Raw genomic sequence first — 25189 nt, 5'->3', positions numbered from 1 at the left:
ATCTTATTTCTCCTTTAAATTGGTAAATCTTTTACTAGTTCTTCGATGTCTGGATTACTTGTTTCAGTCTCACTTTGCGTTTTTTCTTTAGTAACGTTAGCAGGACTGCTGGTAGAATCCGAACTAAATGGATCAGATGGAGATACCATTTGACTGTTTGAATTTGTAGAAGTAGTATTTGCTTCTTTTTTATGTGATTCAATAAGGGTAATTGAGCTCACAATAAATTTTGTGTAGTAAACGGTAGTACCTTTTTTCTTATATGAACCAGTGTGAACATGAGAAGAGATTCCTATTCTGTCACCTTTTTTAGAGTATTGTGCCAAGTGCTCAGCATTTTTATTCCAGGCATTGCAACGAATAAAGTCGGTAGTATCTTTATTGCGTGGAACAGCAAGGGTGAATTGAGCGACACTTTTTCCATCTTGGGTTGTGGTAACGGTAATATCATCAGTTAAACGACCAATGAAATCACATGAGTTCATCCTTAAACCTTCTTTCTATCGTATTAATTGAATAGGTGCTTATTTTAAGCATCACAACAATAATTAAAGAGTATCAAAGAAGTATAATTTGTAGATAAAATGCAAAAAATGAAGGATTATAACTAAAGTAGTGTAAAAGGTCGAAAGACATCCCTTAAAGAGGGAAAGTATCTTATCTAATGTATTAAGTAAGATTTTGATAAGTTAGGGTTACTTATAAAGAAGAAGAAAGGTAATTTTTAGCGGAGCTGCTGTAAAAAGATAAAAGTACAAAGAGGGATGTATTACAATATAGGAATTATAAATACTAAGTTTTTAATTTTTTATAGAATATATAATTTTTGCGAAAGACTGATAAAGCAATGTTAAAACCCCCTAATTTACAATGGAGATTTATTTTTTAAAAAGTATATTTTAGAGTAATGATTAATTTGTATATGAATTAAATATAATTTCTGTTTTTTATCATCAAAATATGTAAAATGGATTTCTTTTTGATTGTTATAAAAAAATATTGATGATTGTATATAAAATAAAAATAAATTAATTATTTTTACTATTTTTAATAGATTGATTTCTGTAAATCACTAGTATATTAGTATTAAAACCCCCTAATTTACAATGGAAATTCTTTTTTGATTTTTAGCTTAATAGGAGCAATTTTTCTTTAAAATACAAAGGCGTATAGCAAAAAAGCATTCCTTAAGGTGGAAGGAAAGTACCTATAAGGAATGCTCTAATATGAAAGACGGTAAAATCAAACTAGTAATGGTGGAGTTGAGAGTATGAAAGTAGAAACTTATTGTCAATATTAAAATTGTTAAAATCTTGATCTCGAAAATTAATGAAGTTATTAGTTGAAAGGCTATTAGCTAATTGTTGTTATCTTTATTAGTAAATTAGGTAAATAGGCAAAAAGTTATAGAGTGTAACACTGTTAAGAAAATCAAGTTTTAAATTGTTACTAAGTTGCCTAGCAATTACATGTAAATAATAAATTTTTCTAAGCCAACCCGTCAAGTAGCATGACAATCAAATTAAATGTTAGTCTTGCGTAAGTATTTAAAGAAGTGGAATTATTAAGTAATAATCGAACGAGGATTAAGTACTAAGTAATTTCAACCTATAATCTCAGATTGCTTAAATAATTAAGCTTTAAAAGAAATCTTTGGATGTGGAAACGTTAAAAAGTTTTATTATATTCTCTTGCAACATATATTCACTGTATATTTAAAACAATTAAAAGAAATAAGTTACACCATACTAGTTGATTAATAAGTGTAGTAAGTAATTAATAGGAGATAGATGTTAAAGAATCAACTATTAATTACTTACAAGAAATATCTTAGCAAAGAAGTCCTAATTAAAGCGAATGGCAAAAATTGTCTAATTTTAGAAATTTAACTTACTTCTAGCAAAAGGAAGAGTTGAATTGAGTCCAAAGATAAAGGAACTTAGATCATAAGTAGCACTAGGTTTACCTTTATCTTTTTTATTGACTAAATTAAGGGCTAACTCTTTTTTGATTTGGTTTTTATCTACAATTTGTGTATACATGTTTACTTCTTTGGTTACTTTCTCTTTAGGGATGGACATATTATAGGTTTCTTTAAAAATCTTTAAATATTCAGGTAAGGTAAAGCTCGGGAGAGCATAAATACCTTGAGGAAATTTGGTAACTAAATCTTTAAATACATTATCACTAATGTCATTAACTTTAACGCTATTTAAATATTCTTCTTTTTGACTAGCATTCTTAAAACTTTTATATTCCTTATCTGAAACTAAGTCTTTTAATATTGGAGTTTTATAGTGCTGCAATAGCCAACGTTTTTCCTTAAGGGTCTGAATATCTTTTTGCGTGAATAGTGGCTGATAAATAAAAGGTAGTGTAGGACTAAATTTATCATTAGGATAAGATAGTTCTTTTTTATATTGAGAAAGTGTTATAGCTGTTAATTTCGCTCCTCTAGGTGGATAGATACTAGCTGGAGCATTATATTCTCTTTTATCAATATCTTGCAATGTATTAAGCAAGTCGTGCATTTTAAAAATTGAACTTAATTCGTGTTCTAAACCAAAAATCAAGGTCTGTTTGATACTCTTTTCTCCTAAAAGGAATGTGTAAACTAATTCTCCATGTAAAACGTCTTTGCTAAGGTCTTTATTTTCTAAAAAGTAAATTGGATTATGACTAAGGAGTTTAAGATCTTCACTAAGTGTTAAAGAAACATCCCTATAAGTAGATTTAAACTTGACTTTCAAAAAATCTTCTAAGTGCTTAGCTTGGCCGACATACTCACTTGCTAAGTTGCTACCAAGTAAAACGTGTGCAATATCAAAGTGAACTTCGGATACTCCTGATAAGTAAATATCTAAGTTAGGTGTTTGTTGATAAAGTTGAGAGAGGTAAAGGCGACTTTCTCCATTAGGTAAGTAAGTAGTTACTAATTTTTGAGAGAGATTACCAAGTTTTCGCCCAATATTGACATATTGAGGGACTTTAGGTGAGTTTAGTGAACCATCTGTTAATGCTACAAACATAGAAACTTTAATTGAAGGGTGCTTACGTGCATACCAAATATAATTAAGTATTTTTTGAATTTGGGTTTTGTTTCCTTCGGTTCTATTATCTAATTCTATAAAAAGTTCATGTCTCTTGTTATTTCGTTTAAAGCTTACCATCATATCACTGACAAAGGGAAGTTTATTTTCTGCTGCAAATTCGATATTAAATTGCTGATTAAAGCTCCTAAAGTCGTAGTCTTGTAAGTTAAAGGCTGGGTTACTGATTAAGTCAATTCCTCTTTGTACGCTGGTAGTAGTATAACGATAATTTAAGTTTAAGGAATGCTTATACGACTCGGCTGAATGTGTAAGGTGATCTAAAACATCTTTTTCAATAATTAAGTTAGCAAAACACCATGCAACTTGCTCTAGTGAATCTAAAGGATTATTGAAATTTGCTGTAACTTTGATGTCTGCTCGTGGGTAGTAATAAGTAAAGGTATTTAAAGTATCACTATTAGATAAGTATTTCTTATTGTTAAAAGATGCAGAGTCATGCAACTTTAAAAAAATTGACTGAAAGTTTAGGAAAGCATGGTATATGGTGTTTATTTTTTTTGATGATTTATCTATCTCTTTATCTAAGAATGATTGCTTAAAGATAGAGGTACTATCACTTAGTAAATCATTTAAATTATCTTGTAAATTAAAGATGTCCTTGTTTTGTACTACAGTTGTCTGCTTTTTGTGTTTTTTAAGGCTATCTTTTGACCAGAATAGGGAAGTGGGGAAGTTTATCAAAGTACCTTTAAAAGTTGGAAAAAGCCTATTATTTATGCTTATTTGGGTTAAAAATACGAAATGCATATCAAAGTGGTTTTTATCTTCATTATTATTTCGGGATACAGTTGGGACAATTCTAGGAGAAGTATGGGAAGTGGTTGGGAAGAGTATGGTAGAGTCTAAGGAATGACTTTGCTCAATTGTAAGACCATTCTCCATTAGGGCTGTTGTAAGACTATCTACGTTAATATCTCCGTTTAAAAGTAATCTTCTTAAAATCCTTGTAGCTCTAAGCAAGTTAGTTTTAGTAATTGTTTTCACTCCGTGTTGAGTAAGTAATAGAAGGGCTTCTTTTAGTGTTTCAATTTGGGTGATTTTTGGGATGGTAATGGTATAACTATAAGTTTGAGTAGGATAATTAAAATTATCAGCTAAAGAGTTAGCAAATACTTCTTCGCCACTTGCATAATAAAATGTATCTTTATCTATGAGGTAGGGGTGGAAAAATCCTAATTCTTCATACTTGAAAACTGCTGTGTACAGTCCTTGGATAAGAGATTCGATAGCTTGCTCATTATGAGAGTTAACACTAACTGTTTCTTTTGAAAGTGCCAATAATCCCAACTCGTTAAGCCACTTTTTAGCAGAATTAGTTAAAACGTAGTAAGCATGGTTGATCTTTTGGGTATGGCTTTTTGGTGTATATTTGAGAAGTCCATCATAACTGCACCATTGCTTTAAAATAGCTCTAGAGAAAGTTGTCGGATAGCGTTGTACTACGCTCCAAAGTATATTTAGTTGATTAGCATTAACGAATCCAAAATTGCCAATTAATTTTAAAAATAGTAATTGATTATCAGTTAAATTGATAGGTTCTTTATGACGTTTAGTTGTATAAGTCTTCATATGAAAAATCTCCTTAAAAATGAGTTGATAATACTATTAAAGTACTACTTTAGTTTTGTAAATATGAAGATTGTAAAAAATGCCGTTAAATCAACGTTTATATACATTGACATACGCTGAAATTCTACGCTATTTGCAGTTCTTTTTTGAAAAAACTTTTTGTAACTTGTTTTAGGGGGTACGTTGTGAAAAATAATTTTGAATTAAGGGAGAAGTATAGTAAAAAAATTTATAATTTAACAACTTATGTGACTTATCACCAATATAGAAAGTCACTTAATAGACTTAATTGGCTTATGAAAGTTATTTTGAGTTTAGCTTTCTTTGCAATATTAGTGCCAGGAGATTATAGTTTTTTGCTAATTAACTTTGTGTTTTTGGGGATGATAATCTATACTTTCTTTTACTTTAGCGTAAATAGAAAAGCTAGATGGTTACGCTCGGACTCTAAAAAGGTAATGGCTGATTTAGCCTTCAAAGGTTATATTCCACAATCTTGGCATGTTTATGATGGAATCTATAAGAAAAATGAAGAAGATGAAAACGAATTTTCTCTTGAGCTTGTCTTTACTCAAGAGCATACGTATATTGGAAATTTGTATTCTTTTATTAAGAAAAAGGGTAAGACTTTGCCACCAGATAAAGAAGATTTAGATACTTTAAAGCATTACATTACTAAGCTCAATGAAAATACTGCTGAATATCGGTTCACTATTTATGCAACTATGAATCCTGACTTATATAAAGTATTAAAAAATCATGGTTTTGTTTTAACTGCATTAGGTAAAAAATACACTACAAAGCCAACAAAGTTGGATTATAGTGTAGCAGCGGGGTTAGGATTCAAGGGAATAACTCATTATCCAAAATTTGAAGCTTACCAAATAGAAATTGGCTAAAAAAAGACCGACTAAAATGATATGAACCCCGAAATTCTTGTCCGAATTTTGGGGTTCATATCAAAATTTTTAGGCGGTCTTTTTGATATGTATTGTTAAGTAGATAAGTAATTAAAACTGAGAAGAATTTGTCTTTTTTTGCTTTTTCCCCGTAAATTGGTTCTTACTCGTACAATTATTATGACTTTAATTGTCAAAATTTATAGAAAGAGGAGGAAAAAAGTTGATAAGTAATCATAACTATTCTCAAGAAGAAATTAGTTCTTTAGAGCAAAAATATTTAAAGGACTATTTTAGTAGTACTAATCCTATTTTTTCGGATAGTTTAGAATATTATGCGATTTTGTTTCAAACATTCTTGCAAAAACATGGAGACCATGATTTTAAGCAGCTAGAAGCTAAAAAACAAGCTGAAATTTATAAATTAGAAGACAGTAGATTTCGATCAGCGATGAGCTACTCCTTTGAAAAGGGACATCAAGTAGGTTTCTCACTTTTACTGTCTGATACTTTGTCGACTAATAACTTTGATGAAAAAGCGTTTAGTAAAGCAAACTCTAATATTTTGTTTTTATACACTCTTGATGAAATGATTTCAGAAAAGGTGTATGAAAGTAATTTGAATCGCCATAATAACGAATTTTTAATGAATTTTACCAGACGACACTTTGAAAATTCTTACAAAGAAATTATGGATTTAGCTAAGACATTTTATAAAAAAGGAATTATGGTTGCTTACGATCAGATTCAAAAAAAATTAGTAAAAACTAATTATGACATCAAAGGTTTTAGTCGCTTGTTACATGTGCCATATAACCAAGATTTTGAAGTAACGCCAGCTTTTAGTGCCACTTTTTCATTAGAAACTCCAGCTTATGAAGAGTGGGACTTACATTGGGATGCAACGTATGGATACGATTTAGGCAAAAAGCTGATTGGAAAAGTTTTAATTCACCAATTATTGGTTAAAGACATTAAAACTTACGCAGAAATTGGTGCAAGTACTTATGAAATGCTTAACCAATATTTTGGATCAGTCTTTGATGATAACGAAGTAGTTTACTTGGCAGAAGTTAACTTTTCAGTCAATTCAATGCTTCAGCAAGTCAGAGTTATTGAAAGCAGTGAATATAGTGCAATTAAAAAGGCGTTAGCTTTAAGTATTACACGTCAACTCCAAGTTAATGAAAATAAAGTTTTAGTGACAATTTAAAGCTAGTAAGTACTTAAAGTAGGAGGTGAGAATGAGTGGTATCGACAATTTTACTAGGAATGATGGATAAGCCTTTTCATATTTTTGAAGACTATATTAAGGGAAACACTAAAGAATTAGAAGTCATTAATAAAAATGCACCGATTTTTCATAATTTAGAACAAGTCTTAGATAATTATTCACCAGATATATATCTTTTATTAATGTCAGCCACAAAATTCGATCATGCTAAACAAAGTGAAATAGAAGAGGAAATTTTAGATACTTTCTACAAGATTAAAAGTAATCCTAGATACGGGAATGTCAGACTCGCAATTCAGACTAACAGTAAAGTTAGTGCAAGTTTTTTAAAGAAATTAGCAATGCTCAGTATTTGGGATATTTTTACAATAGAAGGTCATGCTAAGAGAATTAACTTAGCAAAAATCTTACGTCAGTTAACTCACTCTCCAAATATTCAAAATGTAAATCAGTATTTGGAAAATGATGCAGTTTCTGCACTTGCTATCCCCAATGAAAAGCAACCAGTAAAAAAGAGACAAAAGGTTGTTAATAAGCCTAAAGTAGCACCACCTCCTGTTAAAAGTATGCCAAGACCTAAAAAAGCAGTAGGAACAAAGATTAAAAATATCTTGATTCCGAGCCTACTTTTAGTGGTGTTATTAGTTGGTTTTTTTAGCATTAAATCTTTAAGGTTTATGCAAAGTAAAAAAAACACTCTTCCTCAGTATTCAACTCTTATTTCAAAAGGCGAATATGCGAAAGCCGCTAAGTACTATCCAAGTAAGGCCGTAGATGCAGAAAATAAGATGCTTGATGACCAAGATGTTGAAGATAAAGGAGAAGTAGCAAGTAAGATTGCTACTTTCAACAATTCAGATTTACTTCATTTTGATAATGATTACTTCCAAAAAAATTATCAAGATGCAGTAGAAGTTTACAAAGGTTCAGATGATAAAGGTTTTAAGGATATGGCAGACAGCAGACGAATTATGGTTGCTTATGCACTTATGAAGTCGGGAGACACTAAACAAGCTTTAGAAATTGCTAAACCTTTGGACAATAGTGAACTGACTAAGAGAATAAAAATCTATGACCAGTTTTATAAGGCCAATAAGATTTTAAAAGTTAAAATCAAAAACAATGAACTTAACAAATCTGAATTAAAAAAAGCTCAAATTGAATTAAAGAAAAATCAAGATGCAATGGATAGGTTATAGAAAGGACAAGACATGAAACCACGTAACGATGATGACTTATCAAAAACATCATTAAAAAAATCTACTCCTAAAAACAATGTTTTAGTAAATAAACCAAGACCAAAAAATGTATCGCAAAAAGGTACTAAAAAAGGAAAAAAGAACTCTAAGCAAGCGATTCCAACATCCCTCAAAGTAGGTGGTGGTGTTGCGGCAGGACTACTTCTTGTTGGAGGAATTGGATATGTAGCTCAATCTCATACTAGTAAAGTAGCAGCTCCTAAAAAAGACGATGGCTTTAACTTAACAAAAGATGATAGTGGGGATTCACCATATAAATCTAAACCAAAGAGTAAGAAGCATTCTCATACTAAGTCATCTAAAAAACATAAAAAATCTAGCAAATTAGATGACTTGATTGGTTCAGATGACGATTCATCAGATACTAGGGATGATAGCAGTAGTGACTTAAATGATTTAATTGCAAGTGATACTAGTAATGATAGCTCAGCAAGTTTGTCGAAATTGGCAGCGCAAGCTTCAAGTAGTAAAAAGACAGCAGAAGCTTTAGGTACAAGTTCAGCTTCTAGTTCAAAATCTGATGCTAAAAATAAAGATTCAAAAGGTAATGTGTTACAAGCTTTATCTGGTTCAGATTCTTCAAACAGTGGTGTTAAGGAAGATAAAGGGAGTGCAGGGTTAACTCAACTTGCTGACAATAAAGCAAGTTCAGATAATTCTAAGAGCGCTTCTACTAGTTTAAAAAATCCTTCTGGAGTAAACTCAGGAGAAAGTAATTCAAAATCTAATAAAGCTTCCACTGATGAAAGTAGTAATGGTACGAATGGCAGTACAAGTTCATTACCAAGTCAGAGTGTAAATACTCCAAACGCTAGTCAATCTCACTCCTCGGGATCAAATTCTGGTTCAGGAAAAGCCACTCAGACATCCCCAAGTACCTCTACTCCAAGTTCACAAAGTAGTTCACAAGCTTCAACAGGTGGTAGTTATTCTAAGCCAACTAGCTCAGCTCCTACTACACAACCAAGTAGTACTCAAACAACTACTTCTTCTAGCTCTTCTGGTTCAACTACCACACCAACTAGTTCAGCTGGGACTTCGACCACTCCAAGTAGTTCATCTTCTCCACAATCAGGCAGTCAAACTTCTCCTTCTGGTGGAACAACATCAGGTACTTCAAGTCAAAACTCGGGACAGACAGTTCCAGGAACTGATGGAGAAGGTGGCAATACTTCTCAAGCAACCACTCCAGTACAAAGTGATGCAGGTACCACTGTCCCAAGTCAAGCAGATAATCCGACAAGCGGAAGTGATGTAAGTGGAGATTCACAGTCTGCTGGATCTAATACGGATAGTAGTGGAGATAGTAGCCATACTGCTCCAGATTCAGGAGAAAATTCAGACACATCTAATGCTTCTCAAACAGGGACTGACCAAAGTGATGCTGATAACACTTCTACTAGTCAAGCAGATGACCCAACAAGCGGAAGTGATGTAAGCGGAGATTCGCAATCTACAGGCTCTGATGTAGATAATGGCGGAGAGGGAAGTTATGCTACGCCAGATTCAGGAGAAAATCCAGACACATCTAGTGCCTCTCAAGCAGAGACTGACCAAAGTGATGCTGATAACACTTCTACTAGTCAAGCAGATGACCCAACAAGTGGAAGTGACGTAAGTGGAGATTCACAAGCTGTAGGCTCTGATGCAGATAATAACGGAGATGAAAGTCATACTACTCCAGATTCAGGAGAAAGTTCAGACTCTCAACAAAATTCAGACTCTGATGCAGATTCTTCTGGTACTTCTCAAGCAGACAAGCCAAAATCAAGTAATGCAGGTAGCACTACTCCGAGTCAAGCAGATAATCCAGCAAGTAGTGGCGCTACTACTCCAAGTGATGATTCAGCTAATGACCATCCTACAACTTATTTGAATACTGTGGCTATTAATGCAGCCGCAACTCAAGTTACGGGCTCAGCTGATCCACATGTTCCTGTGCAAGCAATCTATAATAATGAAGTCATTGCTTCTACTACTTCTGATGATACAGGAAACTTTACTTTAAACCTTCCTCATGCATTAAATCATGGAGGAAGTTTAGAGATTAACTCTCAAGGGCTTAAAGTAGAATTACCACTTCCTAATTATCCAGATAATGGTAGTCGCCAAGTAGCCTTAATTGATGCTCAAACAGGGCAACAGATAGGAACAGGTACAATTGTCAGTCAAGATGGACATTTAAGCTTTTCAGCTGAAAAGCTACCAGGAAATTATAAGTTGGCTGATGATGTTGACTTAGCAAAAGTTGGCGATAGTATTAAAGTTTATAAGCAAGAAAATTCTGTGTCACAAGCAGCTCTTGCAAATATGCAAACGGTACGTGCTAATACTTTAGCAGGATTAGGAATTTCAGAACTATAAAATAAAAAGACATCCCTAAGATAAGCAAAAATGTTTATATTCTAAGGGATGTTTTTTAGAAAGGAAATTTATGGCAACAGTAATCTTAGCAGAGAAACCAGATCAAGCCCGTAAGTATATGGACGCCTTAGGAATAAAACATAAGCCAAAAGCACATCTAGCTCAAGGAAGTACATTTTTAGATCCAACTACTATTGTAGTTTCTGCTAGAGGACATTTAATTGAACTTGCAGAACCAGAAGAATACGGAGAGCAGTATAAAGATCGTACTAATTTGAATATTCTCCCAATTATTCCTAAACAATTTAAGTATCACTTCATTGAAGATTCCAAAGGATACTACTTTGATATTAAAAAGGCAGTGCAGAGAAGTGATGTTAACAAAATAATTGTTGCTACCGACAAAGATAATGAAGGTGGAGCAATCGCTTTTAACATCTTACTTTTTACAGGTGTACTAAAAAATAAACAAATTTTGCGCGCGTATCCAACTGCTACGACTAAAGCTAGTATCGTAAAAGAATTTAAGCGTTTGGAGCCAATTACAGATACTTGGAAAAGTGCTAATGCAGCAATTGCAAGATCTAGAGCCGATTGGCTAATAGGAATGAACTTAAGTAGAGTTTACACAAAGAAAATAAGTGACTTGGGAATCTATGGTAACTTTGCTGTAGGACGTTCCATTTCTACTACTTTGAGAATTATTTGTGATTGGAATGCAGAAATTAAAAATTTTACTCCTGAGCCTGTTTTTCAAGTTACAGGACAACTTAACCAGGATAAACTAAACATCCCTTTAAGCACGTCTTTACGTGTTGTAGGGAATGGTACAAATAATCCTAAAGAGGAATTTATTAAACTTTTAAATGATAAAGGCTTAATTAAGTCTAATATGGATGGTAAGGTTATTAAAGTCACATCTCAAGTAAAACATACTTATGCCCCTAAATTATTTGCTAAAGGTGCATTATATAAGACGATGAGTAAGTTATATGGTTGGAGTCAGAAAAAGAGTAAAAGCGTAATGCAAAAAAATTATGATGAAGGTTACCAAACTTACCCTCGAACTGACTCTCCTAAGATTACACTTGATACTTATAATGAATTAAAAGAAAAACTTCCCGAGTATTTAGCCTTAGTTGGTATCAATAGTGACAAAGTAGAAGAAATGGATGAAGATCATTTAAAGAAGTACTTAACTACAGAATCTAAAGCAGATGCACACTATGCTATTACTCCTACAGATAAAATAATGACGCCAACTGCAGACGTAAGTGACGATCAAAGAAAAATGTATGAAGTGGTGGTACGGCAAAGCGTGGCATTATTCATAAAACCTTATACTTATAGTTCATTTAGCTTGGAGCTAGATGTTAATGGTGAAAAATTTACTGCATCTAATACTGGAACACTTGAAAACGGCTGGAAAGATATTGCACCAAGTAAACCTAAGAAAAGAAAGACTAAAGAAAAAGAAGTTATTGACTATACTAAATACTTTAGAGAAGGAGAAATTCTACCGATAAAAATCAGCTCAAAAGTATCTCAAACTACTCCTCCTAGTCCTTTAAAGTCTATCCAGCTTTATGAAACAGGGGGCTTAATGGAAAAAGCTTACAAGTTAATTGAAAATAAGCGTTATGCCAATATCTTAAAAAATGCGAAGGGAATTGGAACTTCAGCTACTAGAGATCAAGCATTAGAAAGCTTAGAACAAAAAGGATATATCAATATCGATAATAAAGACGTAGTTACGGTAACTCCTAATGGATGGTTAATTAATAAAATACTTGAAAATTCTGATATTAGTAGTCCCATTCTTACTGCGAAGTGGGAAGAAGAATACGCTAAAATTAAGGCTGGTGAAAGTAGAGCTAGTGATTTAGTAAATGCGACTAAGAGTTTGATAACGGCTGAAATTAACCATTCTATCCAAGATTGGGATGAAGAAGAAATCAAAAACTATTATGCAAAAAAGAAAGGTGAGTTTGATAGCAAATTTTCTTTAGGTACTTGTCCAAAGTGTAAATCACCAGTTATCTTTGTGAAGGATACCAAGAAGAGAGAAAAAAATAAAAAGTACGACCGCTATCAATGTACTAATAAAGATTGTGATTTTATCCTTTTTAAAAAGCTAATTGGTAATAAAGCTCTTACTGAAACTGATGTTAAAGCACTACTAGCGGGTAAAACTACTAAACTTAAGAAGAACTTTGTTAAAAAGGATGGTACTAAGTTTGACGCTAAATTAAAGCTTATTCATGATAACAAGGATGATAAGTATAAATTAGGATTTACTAAATAAAAAAAGTGGCTGAAGTATTTGAATTGACGTTAAACGTATAAAAAGCCGAACATCTTAGATGCTCGGCTTTTTGATTAAAGAATTTTAATTTTTATTTCTGCAAACAAAAAATCCTGACTTAAAAGCCAAGATTTTTAAAAATCATTATTTAAAGTGTCCTAGTTAATATTAAACAACCAGGAGAAAAGGTCTTTCAACCAAAGTATATTATAGCAATGATTTATCTTTAAAGCAATTATTAATCTGGCAGAGAGTAACGAATAGGCTTAGGCATGACAAATTTTTCTAGGCGGACATAATTAGTAAGCATATATTGATAATAAACTAAAGTTTTTTCTGTTAGCTTTAATTCACCTAGTACTTTAGGCTTATTAATAACTTTTTGGGAAAGCTTTCCGTAGATATGACTAATACGTAATTGATAAAGAGATAGCGACATTTGTAGGTGTTTTTCATTTCCTTTTAGATAATGCTGTTCTAAGGTATTGGCTGTTAAATGGCCGTCTTTAGTTGCTGCTGGAAACAGATAAGCAATATCATTTTTATCTTTAATTGTGTGATTTACTACGTACTCTTTAATAAAGGTATCATTGGTGCTAGATAAAATATCATCCCTAGTAAGTGAAGCTACCTCATTTGTATGATAGCCAAGAGAAATGGCAATTAGTGTCAATACTGTAAAAGGCTGAATGAGGGGTAAGCTTGCAATTTGCTCAATATGTTTTTCCCAATTGATTACCACTCTCTGATTAAGATTAATTGATCTTCCCTTAATTGAAAGAAGAGGGTAGTAAGAAATTAAGTGGTGTTCATATAAATAGATGAAATAGCTTCTAATAAAAGACAAGTATTTATTAACAGTGGTTTTTCGATAATTCTTTTCCTGTTCTAAAGTGTCTAGAAAATAGCGAATATCATTAGAAGTGACATCATCGATTCTAGGATTATCACTAGGGATTCTAGCTAAATAAAAGCTCCAAAAAGCTTTTAAAGCACTAGTTTCTTTATTGATAGTTATTGGTGATTTGTGTCTTTCTCTTTCACAATAACTTACATAAGAATTTGCATAAGGAAACATGAGACGCCCTCTTTCTAACATAGGTACCTATTAATTATAGTCGGGCAAGTACAGTTTGAGCAAGTAGGGATAAGTTGTGATAAGGAGTTAAACAAAATGAAACAAATTCAATTAAATAAAGAAAATCAAGGTTATGTATCAAAAGCACTTAAGATTTTAATGAGGAGTGTTGACGTTGAAGAAGAGTTAAACAATGAAATGTATATCTCTTTAGCAGAAGTTGGCCGAGTTATATTAGATAGAATCCATGAAGGACAAGTTTTCAATATTCCTGCAATTAATGGTACTGTTCAATTTAACCCAATAGTTGATAGTAAGTATCGAAATTATTCAATTATCATTGACTATGATCCAACTCAGGTAGAGCTAATCAGCGTCATTTATTTTATAGGAAGATGTTTACCAATGACCATTCATGGTAAAAATATACAAGATTTTGAGAATTTTTTGGATTTTTACAGAGTCATTTAAATGAAAAAGCACCCTAGTTATGAGAGTTATTACTAACTTTCACTACTAGAGATGCTTTTTTACTTTTGATTTCCTATTGTGTTATGTTTTCTTGATGTTTAAGCTTTCACTACTTGAGACTACCTGCAAAGCTTGGTGTAAATTGTGAAATGTATCCAACTGATACGTTTTGGCCAAAAGTAGGTGCTGCTACAAATTTACCATCACCAATATAGATTGCAACGTGATATGAGGAACCTTGGCCACCCCAAAATAGCAAGTCACCAGGTTGAGCTTGGCTTACTGGCTTGTAATTGATGTAAGCTTCTTGAGCTACAGTATTGTGAGGTAGACTGTAACCTAATTGAGCGTAAACATACTTGACTAAACCAGAACAATCCATTCCTGATGTAGTTTCACCACCCCATACATAAGGGATGTTCATATGAGTAAGTTGTAATGCTAAATTAACAGCTTTTTGCCCTTGAGTAGAACCAGCAGTAGGATTTACAGAAATATTTTGATTTTGTTGACTGATTTGTCCATTTTGATTTTGGCCTTGAACTGCTTGAGGAGCTTGTGAGACTGCTTTAGTACTTTTGGTCTTAGCTTTCTTAGTAGGATTATTCAATTTGAGTTTTTGATTTATGTAAATTGTAGAGTTTTGCCAAGAAAGTTTGTTGAGCTTTAAAAGTTTTTCAATCTTCATATGGTGATTCTTAGCAATTTGTGAAATGGTATCTCCACTTTTAACGGTATAGTACTTAGTATTATGAGCTTTTTCTTTAGTAGGTAAAGTGAGAGTTTGGTTTGGATGAATTACTGAGTTAACAGATTCTAAATTGTTTGCTTTAGCTAAAGCATTAGGATCTACATTGTTGTCTATAGCAATAGAAGTAATTGATTGACCAGATTTAACTGTTACGGTATCTGCATTAGCAACTTGTGCCACAGTCACTGCTGCTGTCCCTGTTAAAAGTGCTCCGCTTAATCTAATAATATTTGTTTTTTTCTTTTTATGAGTAGTAGTAGCCACTATTTACTCGTCCTTTCTAAATAATAATTTAATAACTCTGTGATAGATGAATTATTTTATGTTCTTAGTTTACATAGAAAATTAATTTAGTAGTGAAATTGTAAAAATCTGTCAATTTTAGTGATTCTTTGTTGGCTCAAAAAATCATTAAAATAGTAACTATGATAAATTTTATGGAGGTTTTTTAGATGGACAATATGCAAACAACCTATGCTAATAACAGTATTAAGCTAGGTAACGACTTAATTCATTTAAGTAAAAAACTTAAAAGTAAGTTTCCTAATTTAAATTCTGGAATGGCAATTTATACTCTACTTTCATTTTTCTCAATGTCAGAGACTGAAATAGAAGAATGGAATGTTTCTGCTAAAGAAATAACAGATATTAAGAATACCCTGCATACATTACCTATCTTCTTTCATCAAAACGTTTTGCGCTTATTCAATGATCGCTTTTATAAAGAAGTAATAGAAAATAGCCATTTGATAACTTATAAAGATGCTCAAATGGTAGCTATTGAAAATTCACTTTTAGAAAGTTGTCAGGAATACCAAGCACAATTAAAGCTAATTCCATCACCTTTTGAAGTAATTTATTTGTATTGTGAATTAGGAATCGATATTAAAGATCAATGGAAGAATGCAAAGAAAGATGAAATGCTCTTCTTTCTTAATTCGGCTGATACTCAGCATAAAATTATTAATGATTTTTGTAATCAGTTTGAAGAAAAGTTCAGTAAAGAATTAAAGCAAGGAATTATTAATGATTAAACATAAGTCACATATTAAATTAGCTCTTAGTATATTAATGGCAGCTTTTTTGGCGGTAAGTGTTGCTGGATGTTCTCCTAAAAAGCCTTTAACTAAAACAGCTTTAAATAGGGAATTTAATGAAAATACTACCTACGTGTTAAAAGCTAGAGCGCTGATTGCTAAACAAGTTGAAAAAGGTAGTAAAGACAGGAAGATTGAATTAGATAAAAAGGATGTTCCAAAACTTCTTGCAATAAAAAAAGAACTTAGTAACTCTAAAGAGACATTACAAAAAGCTAATATTTCTGATTATCCAAGTCGTTTAGTTAAATATAATTCTCAAGTTTTAGACTATGTTAACTTACTTGAAAGTGAAAGTAGTACTGCTAAAGCAAAAGCAGCATTTCATAAAGTAGTTAATAGTGGGGAAAGTATCTTAATTAAGTATCAAGACAGTCAAAAGGTGCCCAAGTTTTTTGCAGTAGCTCTGCAAGCAGATGCAGCCTCAGGATATGAACTAGATGCAAGTAGTGGTATCGCCCATGCAACAAAGAGTGAAACATTTTCAATTGATAAAAATGGGAAGTTAAAGAAAGTAAAAAATTCTGATAAATCTACTACTTCTTCTACAAAAACTTCTCAAACTTCACAAGGTAAGATGCCTACTTCTGTTACTACTCCTTTAAGTACAAAGATCATCAAAATCAATCCTTTTATTAGTGTGGTTCTTTTAATCCTTAGTATCTTAATCATTATTTTGGTATTTTTACAGCCTAATAAGAATCAAGATTCTATGAATGCTTTAACGGAAACAGGTGGCGATACAATTTTTAGCATTCCTAAGGAAAAGGGATATAAACTCTTTTTAACTCGCTCAACCGAAATTTTAATAGCTGCTTTGACTATTATTTTAATTATCTATAACTGGAAGGGGTAAAAGTAAGTGAACTATTTAAAGCAAGTTTGGAAAATTTTAAAGAAGAGTACTTGGACAAGCTTTAGTGCTTCTTTAAAAGGTACAGTAATATGCTTAGTAGTTATGGCAGCAGCTACAGGTAGTTACTGGTTAATTGATTTGATTTATCAATGGATTTTACGGAAGGGGTAAGTCAATGGGGTTAAAAAAATTAATAGAAAATAACCAACGGCAAATAAAGGCTCGCTTATCAATAGTAGATAAAATTGATGAGTTAGGACAAACTTATAGCCTTTTAAGTGACGAAGAATTAAAAAATAAGACTTTTGAATTTAAAGAACGCTTGCAACGTGGTGAAAAGTTAAATGATTTATTAGTTGAAGCGTTTGCGACTATTAGAGAAGCAGACAAGCGAGTTTTAGGACTTTATCCGTATAGAGTACAGATACTAGGTGGAATCGTTTTACATGAAGGCAATCTCGCTGAAATGAGAACAGGTGAGGGGAAGACCTTAACTGAAACTATGCCAGTATATTTAAATGCCTTAGAAGGAAAAGGCGTTCATGTAGTTACAGTAAATGAATACTTGGCTCAAAGAGATAGTTTAGAGATGGGACAAGTTTATGAATGGTTAGGTTTAAGTGTTGGACTTAATACTTCTGAAAAAACACCCTTAGAAAAAAAGGAAGCTTACAGCGCTGATATTACTTATTCGACTAATAGTGAATTAGGCTTTGATTATTTAAGAGATAATATGGCACTTTATCCAAAAGATAAGGTGCAGCGTTCTTCTAAGAATGGTTTTCTTAATTACTGTATTGTCGATGAAGCAGATTCTATCTTAATTGATGAAGCTAGAACACCATTGCAAATTGCTAACGAAGAAAAACCAGCGTTAAACCTTTTTGAAAGAGCAGATAAGTTCGCTAAAACGCTAGATCCTGATGACTATCAGGTAGATTTAGAGACAAAAACCATTTCTCTTCTTGAATCAGGCGCTGATAAAGCAAGTAAATTCTTTGGGCTTAAAAACATCTATGGGTATAACTCTTATAGTGAAGCGCACTATGTTGAAGAAGCACTAAAAGCTAACTACACCATGGAAAGAGATAAAGACTATGTGGTTAAAGATGGAAAAATTATGATTGTTGATCCTTTTACGGGGCGTGTGATGGATGGTCGTCGCTACTCAGATGGACTTCATCAGGCAATTGAAGCCAAGGAAAATTGTGAAGTAAATGATGGCAGCCGCACTATAGCAAGTATTACTTATCAAAATTTCTTTAGAATGTATAAAAAGGTATCAGGGATGTCTGGTACCGCTAAGTCGTCCTCAGAGGAACTTTATGATAATTATCACCTTGAAGTTGTTACAATTCCTACTAATAAGCCTATAGCAAGAATTGACCACCCAGACCTTATTTATCCAACTATGCAAGCTAAGTATCAAGCTATTATTGAAAGAGTTAAAGAAATCCATAAAACTAAACAACCAATCTTGGTGGGAACTGGATCAGTTAATTCTTCTGAAATATTGTCTGACCTATTAAAAGAAGCAGGAATTGAACATGATATTTTAAATGCTAAAAATGATAAAGCAGAAGCTGAAATTATCGCTCGTGCTGGAGAGCTTGGGGCTGTGACGATTGCTACCAACATGGCAGGGCGTGGGACTGATATTAAGTTGGGATTAGGTTCTAAAGTACAAGGTGGGTTATATGTTATTGGTACAGAACACTTTGAATCCCAAAGAATTGATGATCAGTTAAGAGGTAGAGCAGGAAGACAAGGTGATCCTGGAGATTCAATCTTCTTTGCATCATTAGAGGATGAATTAATTATTAGATATGGTGCGGAAGGATTACAGAAGATTAAAAATACCTTGATAAAGCAAAATGAGGAATTTAAACCAATTAAAAGTCGCCTTATTTCTCGTTCGGTTTTAAATGCTCAAAGACGTGTTGAGGGAACTTATTATGATGAAAGAAAGAATACCTTGCGCTATGATGATATTTTAAGAGAAGAAAGAGAGCAATTGTACTCAGATAGAGATAAGGTTCTTAACATTCAGGATAATATGGATACTTATATCAAGGCTATCTTTGCTCGTACTATCAGCAATAATGTTGACTTTTACTACCAAGATCAAAGTATCAAAAATATGAATGGTCTAATGATCTTCTTACAAGATACTTTAGGTTTATCCGACTTAGATAAAGACAGTCTAGCACGTCTTAGCCCATTAGAACTTAAGAAAGAATTATTAGGCATTGCCTTACGAGAAATGGAGAGAAAAGCGCAATCTCTTTATGATCCTGAATTAATCTCAAATTTCCAAAGGATTGTAGTTCTAAAAGCTATTGATGCTAATTGGAAAGAAAACATTGATAATATGGAACAATTACGAATGACTATTACCTTTCGTCAATATGGTCAATATAATCCTTTAGTTGAGTATCAGAAACAAGCTAACATCATGTACTCTAAAATGCTCGCTCACATTGAAAAGGATGTTACTAGAGCTTATATGAAAGCAATCGTGAGAATAAAGGACAAGCAATTAAATGAAGAAAAATAAACAGATTATACTAAAACGTTTAGCCGTCACTATTGGAATTGTGGTATTTTATCAAATACTTTCCTTGATTATGATTCCAGGAGTTAATAATAGCGCTTTAGCTAAGGTATCCCAAAACTCTGGTTTAACTATGTTAGGGATGTTTTCGGCAGGTGGATTTAGTCAATACTCTTTGATGAGTTTAGGAATTAGTTCTTATATTACTGCCCAAATTGTAATTCAGCTTCTTCAATCAGAAGTAGTTCCTAAATTTACTCAGTGGAGTAAGGAAGGGAAGACTGGGAGAGAAAAACTTGATAAGGTTACAAAAGTACTAGCCTTAATTTTAAGTATTACTGAATCAATTTCTATTACGCTGGGACTCAACTCTATGTCAGACAATAAGTTTGTTTTAGACAATAATCCTTTTACCTATATTGTAATTGGTATTCTGCTTACTGCAGGAAGTTTTATTGGAGTGTGGCTCTCAGATCAAATTACTTCTAAAGGACTTGGTAGTGGTGTTTCAGTGTTGATTGCTGGTGGAATTATCGCTAAATTTCCTAATATGATAGGTATTCTAGGAGGTATTCTTAGAATAAATGAAAAAGTTAATTGGGCAGGAATCATTGAAGTAATTTTTATGATAATCGTAGCAGTTTTTGTTATTTTTTGGTTTTCCACCTCAGAACTTCGGGTTCCTGTACAATATGCGCAAAGAGAATCAATTACAGGTAAGCAAAGCTACTTACCATTAAAGATTCTTATTCCAGGGGTTATGCCAATTATTTTCGCATCACAAATCTTTTCAATTCCACAAATTATTTTGGGATTTTTTAAGCTTAGTGAGAGAAGCACTTGGCACAGACTGATAACCGATATTTTTAACTTACAAACAGGTTCAGGAGTAATTCTTTATGGCCTATTGATTCTCTTCTTTACTTATTTGTATTCTTTTGTTCAGATGGATCCAGGTAAGCTCGCAGAAAGTTTTCAAAGACTCAATGCTTATATTCCGGGAGTATATCCAGGTAATCCAACCTCTAATTACATCGTCAGGATTCTTAAGAAATTAGCTTTCCCAGGAGGAATCTTCTTGGTTGTAATTTCTTGTTTGCCCCTTATTATTGCAAATAATTTAACTTCTACTTTACAACTAGGACTTAGTGGCTCAAGTATCTTAATTATTACTGGGGCAATCGTTGAAGTTTCTCGTCAAATTAAAGGATTAACTATGAAGCAAGAATACGGTAGTTTATTAAACAATGAATTTAGCTTGGAGTAGGGAATGAATAAGATTGTTAAGACAATATTGTTTTATATGATTTTAATAGCACTAGGGTGGAGTTTAATAGCCTATGTAAAATATCGCACTTCAATTACCACTAATGCTAACTATCCTAAGAATGCTCCTAACGAATTAACTATTATTTATAAGCCAGAGTGTAAAAGATGCAGAAAGACTCTAATTCCACTATTTTATCTACATGCTTTAGATGGAAAAAAGGTTCACCTACTTAACGCTCACAAGCTTACTAGCAAGCAACTAGATAAATTAGATAGTATTTCTACGCCGACTTTTATTGTTAACAATAAATCTTATAATAAGGTTAATTTTGATAAGGGAAATAATTTATGGAAAAAACTAGTAAGAGAGTAGAAACTTACTCTTAACTTAAACAAAACAAAGAACGGGCAAATTACATTTGCCCTATAAATAAACAGGAGAAAAATAAATGACTATTGAAGTACAATTAGATCAACTTACTAACAAAAAAAGTATCGTAGCTATTTTTATTGATGGTAGACCAATCCATTGGACAGCTTACATTCAAGAAGAAGATGCAGGTGATGGTAAAATTTGGCGCAACATTATTTACCCTTCATTTTTAAAGCGGGTAATCACTAAATATACTGATCTAGAAGATGTTACCGATGCAAATATCCAACGAGGAGTTGAACTGCTTAAAAAGGTAATGAACAGAGAAGACGTGGATAAAGTTATTCAAGTTGATGCTTTATTAGAAACAATTGCATCTAATATGATTAATCAAAATTATCTCAGTTAGAAACACGTAAAGGAGAGTAACACTTCATGAAATTTGAAGGAGATTTACCAAGAAAAAAAGCTGATTTAGAAACTATTTTTAATCCTTATGTAGATGAAGTCAACTATTCAGAAGATGAACTTACCAAGTGGATTAAGTAGTAGATTCTAAAGCTAATAACTTAGCAAATATGCAAAAGAAAGAGAATTAAGTATCATGAAAAAGCTCGGAATTACTTTTATATCGCTTGTATTTATTGGGTTAGGCTGCTTCTTATTGTTTAATAATAAAATTCAAAATAATGTAGTCCATCATACTCAGCAAACAGCATTGCATCACTTAAACAAGAAAAGGATTGCTAAAAACGAAAAGAAAAAAGGGCAGTTTGACTACTCGAAAGTAAAAGATATTACTTGGAAACAAGTTACTCGTGCTCGTCAAAAGGCTAAAGATGATACTTCTACTGCTTATGGTGTTGGTGCGATTGCAATTCCTAGTGTAGGATTAAATTTGCCTATAGAAAATGGATTAAGTGACGATGCAATGGCTACTGGTGGTTGTACTATGAGAGCTGACCAAGTTATGGGAAAAGGAAATTATCCTCTAGCTGGACATTATATGACTGATAACGGTGCTTTATTTTCTCCAGTGGAAAAAGTACAAGTTGGCCAGAATGTTTACTTAACTAACTTGAAGAACATTTATACTTATAAAGTTTATAAAAAGGCTAAGGTTGATCCACATGCTGTGTGGCTTGTTGATAACACCAAAGACAACATTGTAACTCTAATTACTTGTGCAGATGGTGGGGTTAACCGTTGGGCTGTACGTGGAAGTTTAGTATCCGTTCAAAAAGCTACAAAGAGTAACTTAAAGATGTTTAACATTTAATAGTTGAATAAAGTATATGAAAAAAAATACATCCCTACTAGTAGAGAATTAAATCTCATACAGGGATGTGCTTTTTTGTTTACTTAAGCTCTCGAAGTTGGCCAATAGACATGATTAAGATTGGAATGCTAACTGAAAATATAATTCTCCAGATATTATGATTAAACCTCACGTAAGATATGCTCAGCAACAAAATCATAGTAAATATAAGTACGTATAATATAAGTTTCTTAATATCCTCAGCATATTGTTTTGAATTTCTACTCATAAGTAATTCCTCCAATTAAACTTATCTAGTTGTTTAATCTATTTAATGATTGACGACTTAATTAGTATAAGGAGGATTTTTAACTTAAAGTAAATCACTAAAATTTGATAAATTATTCATAGATTATGATAGGGAATAAGCATTTATATTAACTACATACATAAAAGACTATTGATTAAAACTAACATTTTAATCAATAGTCTTTTATTCATTAATTTTTTTATTGTACTGATTCTAAAGGATAACTTTTAAAACATCATAAGTAAAGTTGAACCATCTATATCCGTAAATATCTGCATAAGCATCGTATAAAGTAAGTAATAATTGTTAGTACTGCTTAATAAAAGGAATAAGAAATGAAAAGGTTGAATCAAATTTATACTGTATTATATTCTTACTAGGAATAAATGCTTCCCCTAAAGGTCTCTCTTGAGAAAACATCTTAATATTCTCATCTATAATATTCATATAGACAAGAACACCATTATATTTAAGGTTAATTTCATTAATTATCTTTAGATCATTATTAGAGGCACTAAATTTTCTGTTCTTAAGTTCAACGTTATCACTAGGCTTAAAAAATGTAATTAATGCTAATTCGGTTATATTAACATATTTGTCTGCTGTCACATTATCAGTTTTATTTACTATTTTTTCTTTTAGAATGTCTTTTAGCTTGGGATCTCCTCCAAATCCACCAAATTCACTTCTTAGTTCAATTCTAAAGAAATTAATAGCTACCTCTTTATTGTCTGGACATGTAGCCATTAATCTTTGGATATGTTCATGGCCACCCCCAATTCTATCGTATACGTTACGTTCACCATTATTTCCAAAAGCTTGACCTATGTATTTAACCTCTAAATTTACGGTATTAGGAGAAGATAAATAGGAAGTATAATTATTACTCATTAGTATATCCCATATACGAAGTTTTAAAATTTCAATTTGATTATTTTTCTTTATATTGATCCTACTTAATGATTTAAAAGTCACGTCCAAATTTTTCAAATCACCTTTGTACTGCTCAAAAATATGGCTTCCTTTATTTTTATCATTATATTGAAGTTTTTTTACTTTGCTATATATAGTTTTAACATCATTATAATACTCATTCATATCTATTTTTTGAACATCATTTAAATCAAAAGTAGACCATTTTTTTAATAATTTATCTTCTATTCTAAATTCTTGTAATATGCTTTCTAACATATTACATGCAAAGTAAATACTTTCTCCAATTATTTTAAGATGTTCTTTGTTTAATTTTGTAGAATTACATATACTTATTTCTTTGCAGTTGTCACTAAGATTAAATTCAAACTCGCTTTCATCTAGTTTACTTGACAAATTATGTTCTTTCAGGAAGTATGTTAAATATTTTTTTAGATTAAAATCTATTACCTTATTAGTATTTTTATTAATAATTTTTATTCTTTCCCAATTTTTACTTGTTTTAAATTTGTATTTATCAACATAATATGCAGAATAAATGAAAAATTTTATTCTTTTTTTATTGCTATATTTTTTATACATATCAAACTTTGTGTAAAATTCCTTCATATCTATAAAAGGTGTACCATGCAATATTATATCTAAAAATTGTGCATGTGATTTAAATGATTGGTCCATAAATTAAGTTACTTTCTACTATTGTTAAATCATTTACATTATTTTACTATTAAAATCTACAGAATTTACCCAAAATCTACTGTATCTAGCAGATGCTCTCTTTCTTCTTGATCTAATCCTAAATAAGCTAAAGTCATTTGCTCAGAAGAGTGATTTAATAATTTCATAACTAAAGCAATATTATGATTAGTTTGTTGGTAAACACGATAAGCACCTGTTTTACGCATAGTGTGAGTGCCTAAATAATTAATATTAAGAATTTCCCCTACCCTATGCATAATCATGTAATATCTTCTTTCATCAATATGCTTTTCTGGTTTAGTCATTGACGGGAAAAGCCACTCGCTAAAGAATACATTTTTACCAGGATTATGTAGTTGCCATTCTTTCAACCAATCATAATACCTTTCTAAATCTTCTTTAACTGGCTTTAGATACAAAACGTTCTTCTTTTTTGTTTTCTTATCTATAATATAAGCATTTCTCTTTACTCTCCCACTTTCATCATAGACATCTGATTTTTTAAGACGTAAGACGTCACTTACTCTTAAAAGAGTTGCTTTACCTACTTGAAAAACAGTATAGTTACGTCTGCCTGATTCAAATTTATTTAAAAGGGTATCTTGGACAGATGATAAGACCCAAGAATCTTTTATTGGTTTTACTATCTGCTGCATACACATCCTTCTTTCCTAAAAGCAATATGGTTAAAAGAACAAGTTGTTACAATTTAAATAATATGATACACTGATTCTGTAAGTACATAAGGTTGAACTTGGAAGTTTTAGTTCCCTTAAAAGAAAGCACTTTATTATGCA

The 25189-nt window shown here is 31.9% G+C and carries 20 protein-coding genes; 14 read left to right on the top strand and 6 right to left on the bottom strand.

What is annotated here, in order from left to right; all coding sequences use genetic code 11:
- Nucleotides 1-14: 14 nt before the first annotated feature.
- Together FP435_RS00375 and FP435_RS00370 are read right to left on the bottom strand one after the other, a co-directional pair.
- Nucleotides 15-485: a single-stranded DNA-binding protein gene (locus tag FP435_RS00375; RefSeq protein ID WP_265482781.1), complete on the bottom strand. Its 471-nt coding sequence runs from the start codon at nt 483-485 to the stop codon at nt 15-17.
- Between the two features lie 1392 nt (nt 486-1877).
- Nucleotides 1878-4682, bottom strand: coding sequence for a hypothetical protein (locus tag FP435_RS00370; RefSeq protein ID WP_265482780.1), 2805 nt, complete (start codon nt 4680-4682; stop codon nt 1878-1880).
- Between the two features lie 185 nt (nt 4683-4867).
- Between FP435_RS00370 and FP435_RS00365 the strand changes: the two genes are divergently transcribed.
- The 5 genes from FP435_RS00365 (at nt 4868) to FP435_RS00345 (ending at nt 12743) form a co-directional block, all read left to right on the top strand.
- Entirely contained in the window at nt 4868-5581 is a 714-nt protein-coding gene (locus FP435_RS00365; RefSeq protein ID WP_265482779.1) for a hypothetical protein, read from the top strand.
- Between the two features lie 223 nt (nt 5582-5804).
- Nucleotides 5805-6794, top strand: coding sequence for a hypothetical protein (locus FP435_RS00360; RefSeq protein WP_265482778.1), 990 nt, complete (start codon nt 5805-5807; stop codon nt 6792-6794).
- 35 nt (nt 6795-6829) lie between these two features.
- Complete coding sequence (locus tag FP435_RS00355) at nt 6830-8014, top strand: hypothetical protein (RefSeq protein ID WP_265482777.1); 1185 nt, start codon at nt 6830-6832, stop codon at nt 8012-8014.
- A 12-nt stretch (nt 8015-8026) separates the two neighbouring features.
- Nucleotides 8027-10438: a hypothetical protein gene (locus tag FP435_RS00350; protein WP_265482776.1), complete on the top strand. Its 2412-nt coding sequence runs from the start codon at nt 8027-8029 to the stop codon at nt 10436-10438.
- Nucleotides 10439-10508: 70 nt separating this feature from the next.
- A complete protein-coding gene (locus tag FP435_RS00345; RefSeq protein WP_265482775.1) occupies nt 10509-12743 on the top strand; it encodes a type IA DNA topoisomerase in 2235 nt (744 codons plus the stop codon).
- A gap of 238 nt (nt 12744-12981) precedes the next feature.
- Here the strand turns inward: FP435_RS00345 and FP435_RS00340 are convergent, their stop codons facing one another.
- Nucleotides 12982-13821 (bottom strand): site-specific integrase, encoded by an 840-nt coding sequence (locus FP435_RS00340; protein WP_265482774.1) that lies wholly within the window; start codon nt 13819-13821, stop codon nt 12982-12984.
- Nucleotides 13822-13917: 96 nt separating this feature from the next.
- Here FP435_RS00340 and FP435_RS00335 point away from each other — a divergent pair, with 96 nt between their 5' ends.
- Entirely contained in the window at nt 13918-14292 is a 375-nt protein-coding gene (locus FP435_RS00335) for a hypothetical protein (RefSeq protein WP_265482773.1), read from the top strand.
- A 109-nt stretch (nt 14293-14401) separates the two neighbouring features.
- Here FP435_RS00335 and FP435_RS00330 read toward each other — a convergent pair whose 3' ends face one another.
- Complete coding sequence (locus FP435_RS00330) at nt 14402-15307, bottom strand: C40 family peptidase (protein ID WP_265482772.1); 906 nt, start codon at nt 15305-15307, stop codon at nt 14402-14404.
- Between the two features lie 188 nt (nt 15308-15495).
- Here FP435_RS00330 and FP435_RS00325 point away from each other — a divergent pair, with 188 nt between their 5' ends.
- The 8 genes from FP435_RS00325 to FP435_RS00290 all read left to right on the top strand — a co-directional run bounded on the left by FP435_RS00325 (nt 15496) and on the right by FP435_RS00290 (nt 22471).
- Nucleotides 15496-16077, top strand: coding sequence for a hypothetical protein (locus tag FP435_RS00325; protein WP_265482771.1), 582 nt, complete (start codon nt 15496-15498; stop codon nt 16075-16077).
- Complete coding sequence (secG, locus tag FP435_RS00320; RefSeq protein ID WP_265482770.1) at nt 16070-16996, top strand: preprotein translocase subunit SecG; 927 nt, start codon at nt 16070-16072, stop codon at nt 16994-16996. Before FP435_RS00325 ends, secG begins: the two co-directional genes overlap by 8 nt.
- A 6-nt stretch (nt 16997-17002) precedes the next feature.
- Entirely contained in the window at nt 17003-17167 is a 165-nt protein-coding gene (locus FP435_RS00315; protein ID WP_265482769.1) for a preprotein translocase subunit SecE, read from the top strand.
- 4 nt (nt 17168-17171) lie between these two features.
- Nucleotides 17172-19553 carry a preprotein translocase subunit SecA gene (gene secA, locus FP435_RS00310; protein ID WP_265482768.1) on the top strand — a complete coding sequence of 794 codons (2382 nt, stop codon included), beginning with the start codon at nt 17172-17174 and terminating at the stop codon, nt 19551-19553.
- Nucleotides 19540-20817, top strand: a complete 1278-nt coding sequence (secY, locus tag FP435_RS00305; protein WP_265482767.1) for a preprotein translocase subunit SecY — start codon at nt 19540-19542, stop codon at nt 20815-20817. Before secA ends, secY begins: the two co-directional genes overlap by 14 nt.
- Nucleotides 20818-20820: 3 nt before the next feature.
- A complete protein-coding gene (locus tag FP435_RS00300; protein ID WP_265482766.1) occupies nt 20821-21192 on the top strand; it encodes a hypothetical protein in 372 nt (123 codons plus the stop codon).
- Between the two features lie 76 nt (nt 21193-21268).
- A complete protein-coding gene (locus FP435_RS00295; RefSeq protein WP_265482765.1) occupies nt 21269-21601 on the top strand; it encodes a hypothetical protein in 333 nt (110 codons plus the stop codon).
- Between the two features lie 195 nt (nt 21602-21796).
- Complete coding sequence (locus FP435_RS00290) at nt 21797-22471, top strand: class A sortase (protein WP_265482764.1); 675 nt, start codon at nt 21797-21799, stop codon at nt 22469-22471.
- A 595-nt stretch (nt 22472-23066) separates the two neighbouring features.
- Here FP435_RS00290 and FP435_RS00285 read toward each other — a convergent pair.
- A complete protein-coding gene (locus tag FP435_RS00285; protein ID WP_265482763.1) occupies nt 23067-24371 on the bottom strand; it encodes a hypothetical protein in 1305 nt (434 codons plus the stop codon).
- A gap of 65 nt (nt 24372-24436) precedes the next feature.
- Complete coding sequence (locus tag FP435_RS00280; RefSeq protein ID WP_265482762.1) at nt 24437-25048, bottom strand: tyrosine-type recombinase/integrase; 612 nt, start codon at nt 25046-25048, stop codon at nt 24437-24439.
- Nucleotides 25049-25189: the final 141 nt, after the last annotated feature.

Origin of the sequence: Lactobacillus sp. PV037, from assembly GCF_014522345.1 — a bacterium.
Taxonomy (GTDB): Bacteria; Bacillota; Bacilli; order Lactobacillales; family Lactobacillaceae; genus Lactobacillus.
Note: the sequence above shows the minus strand (reverse complement) of the source record. Positions and strands in the feature narration are given on the sequence as shown.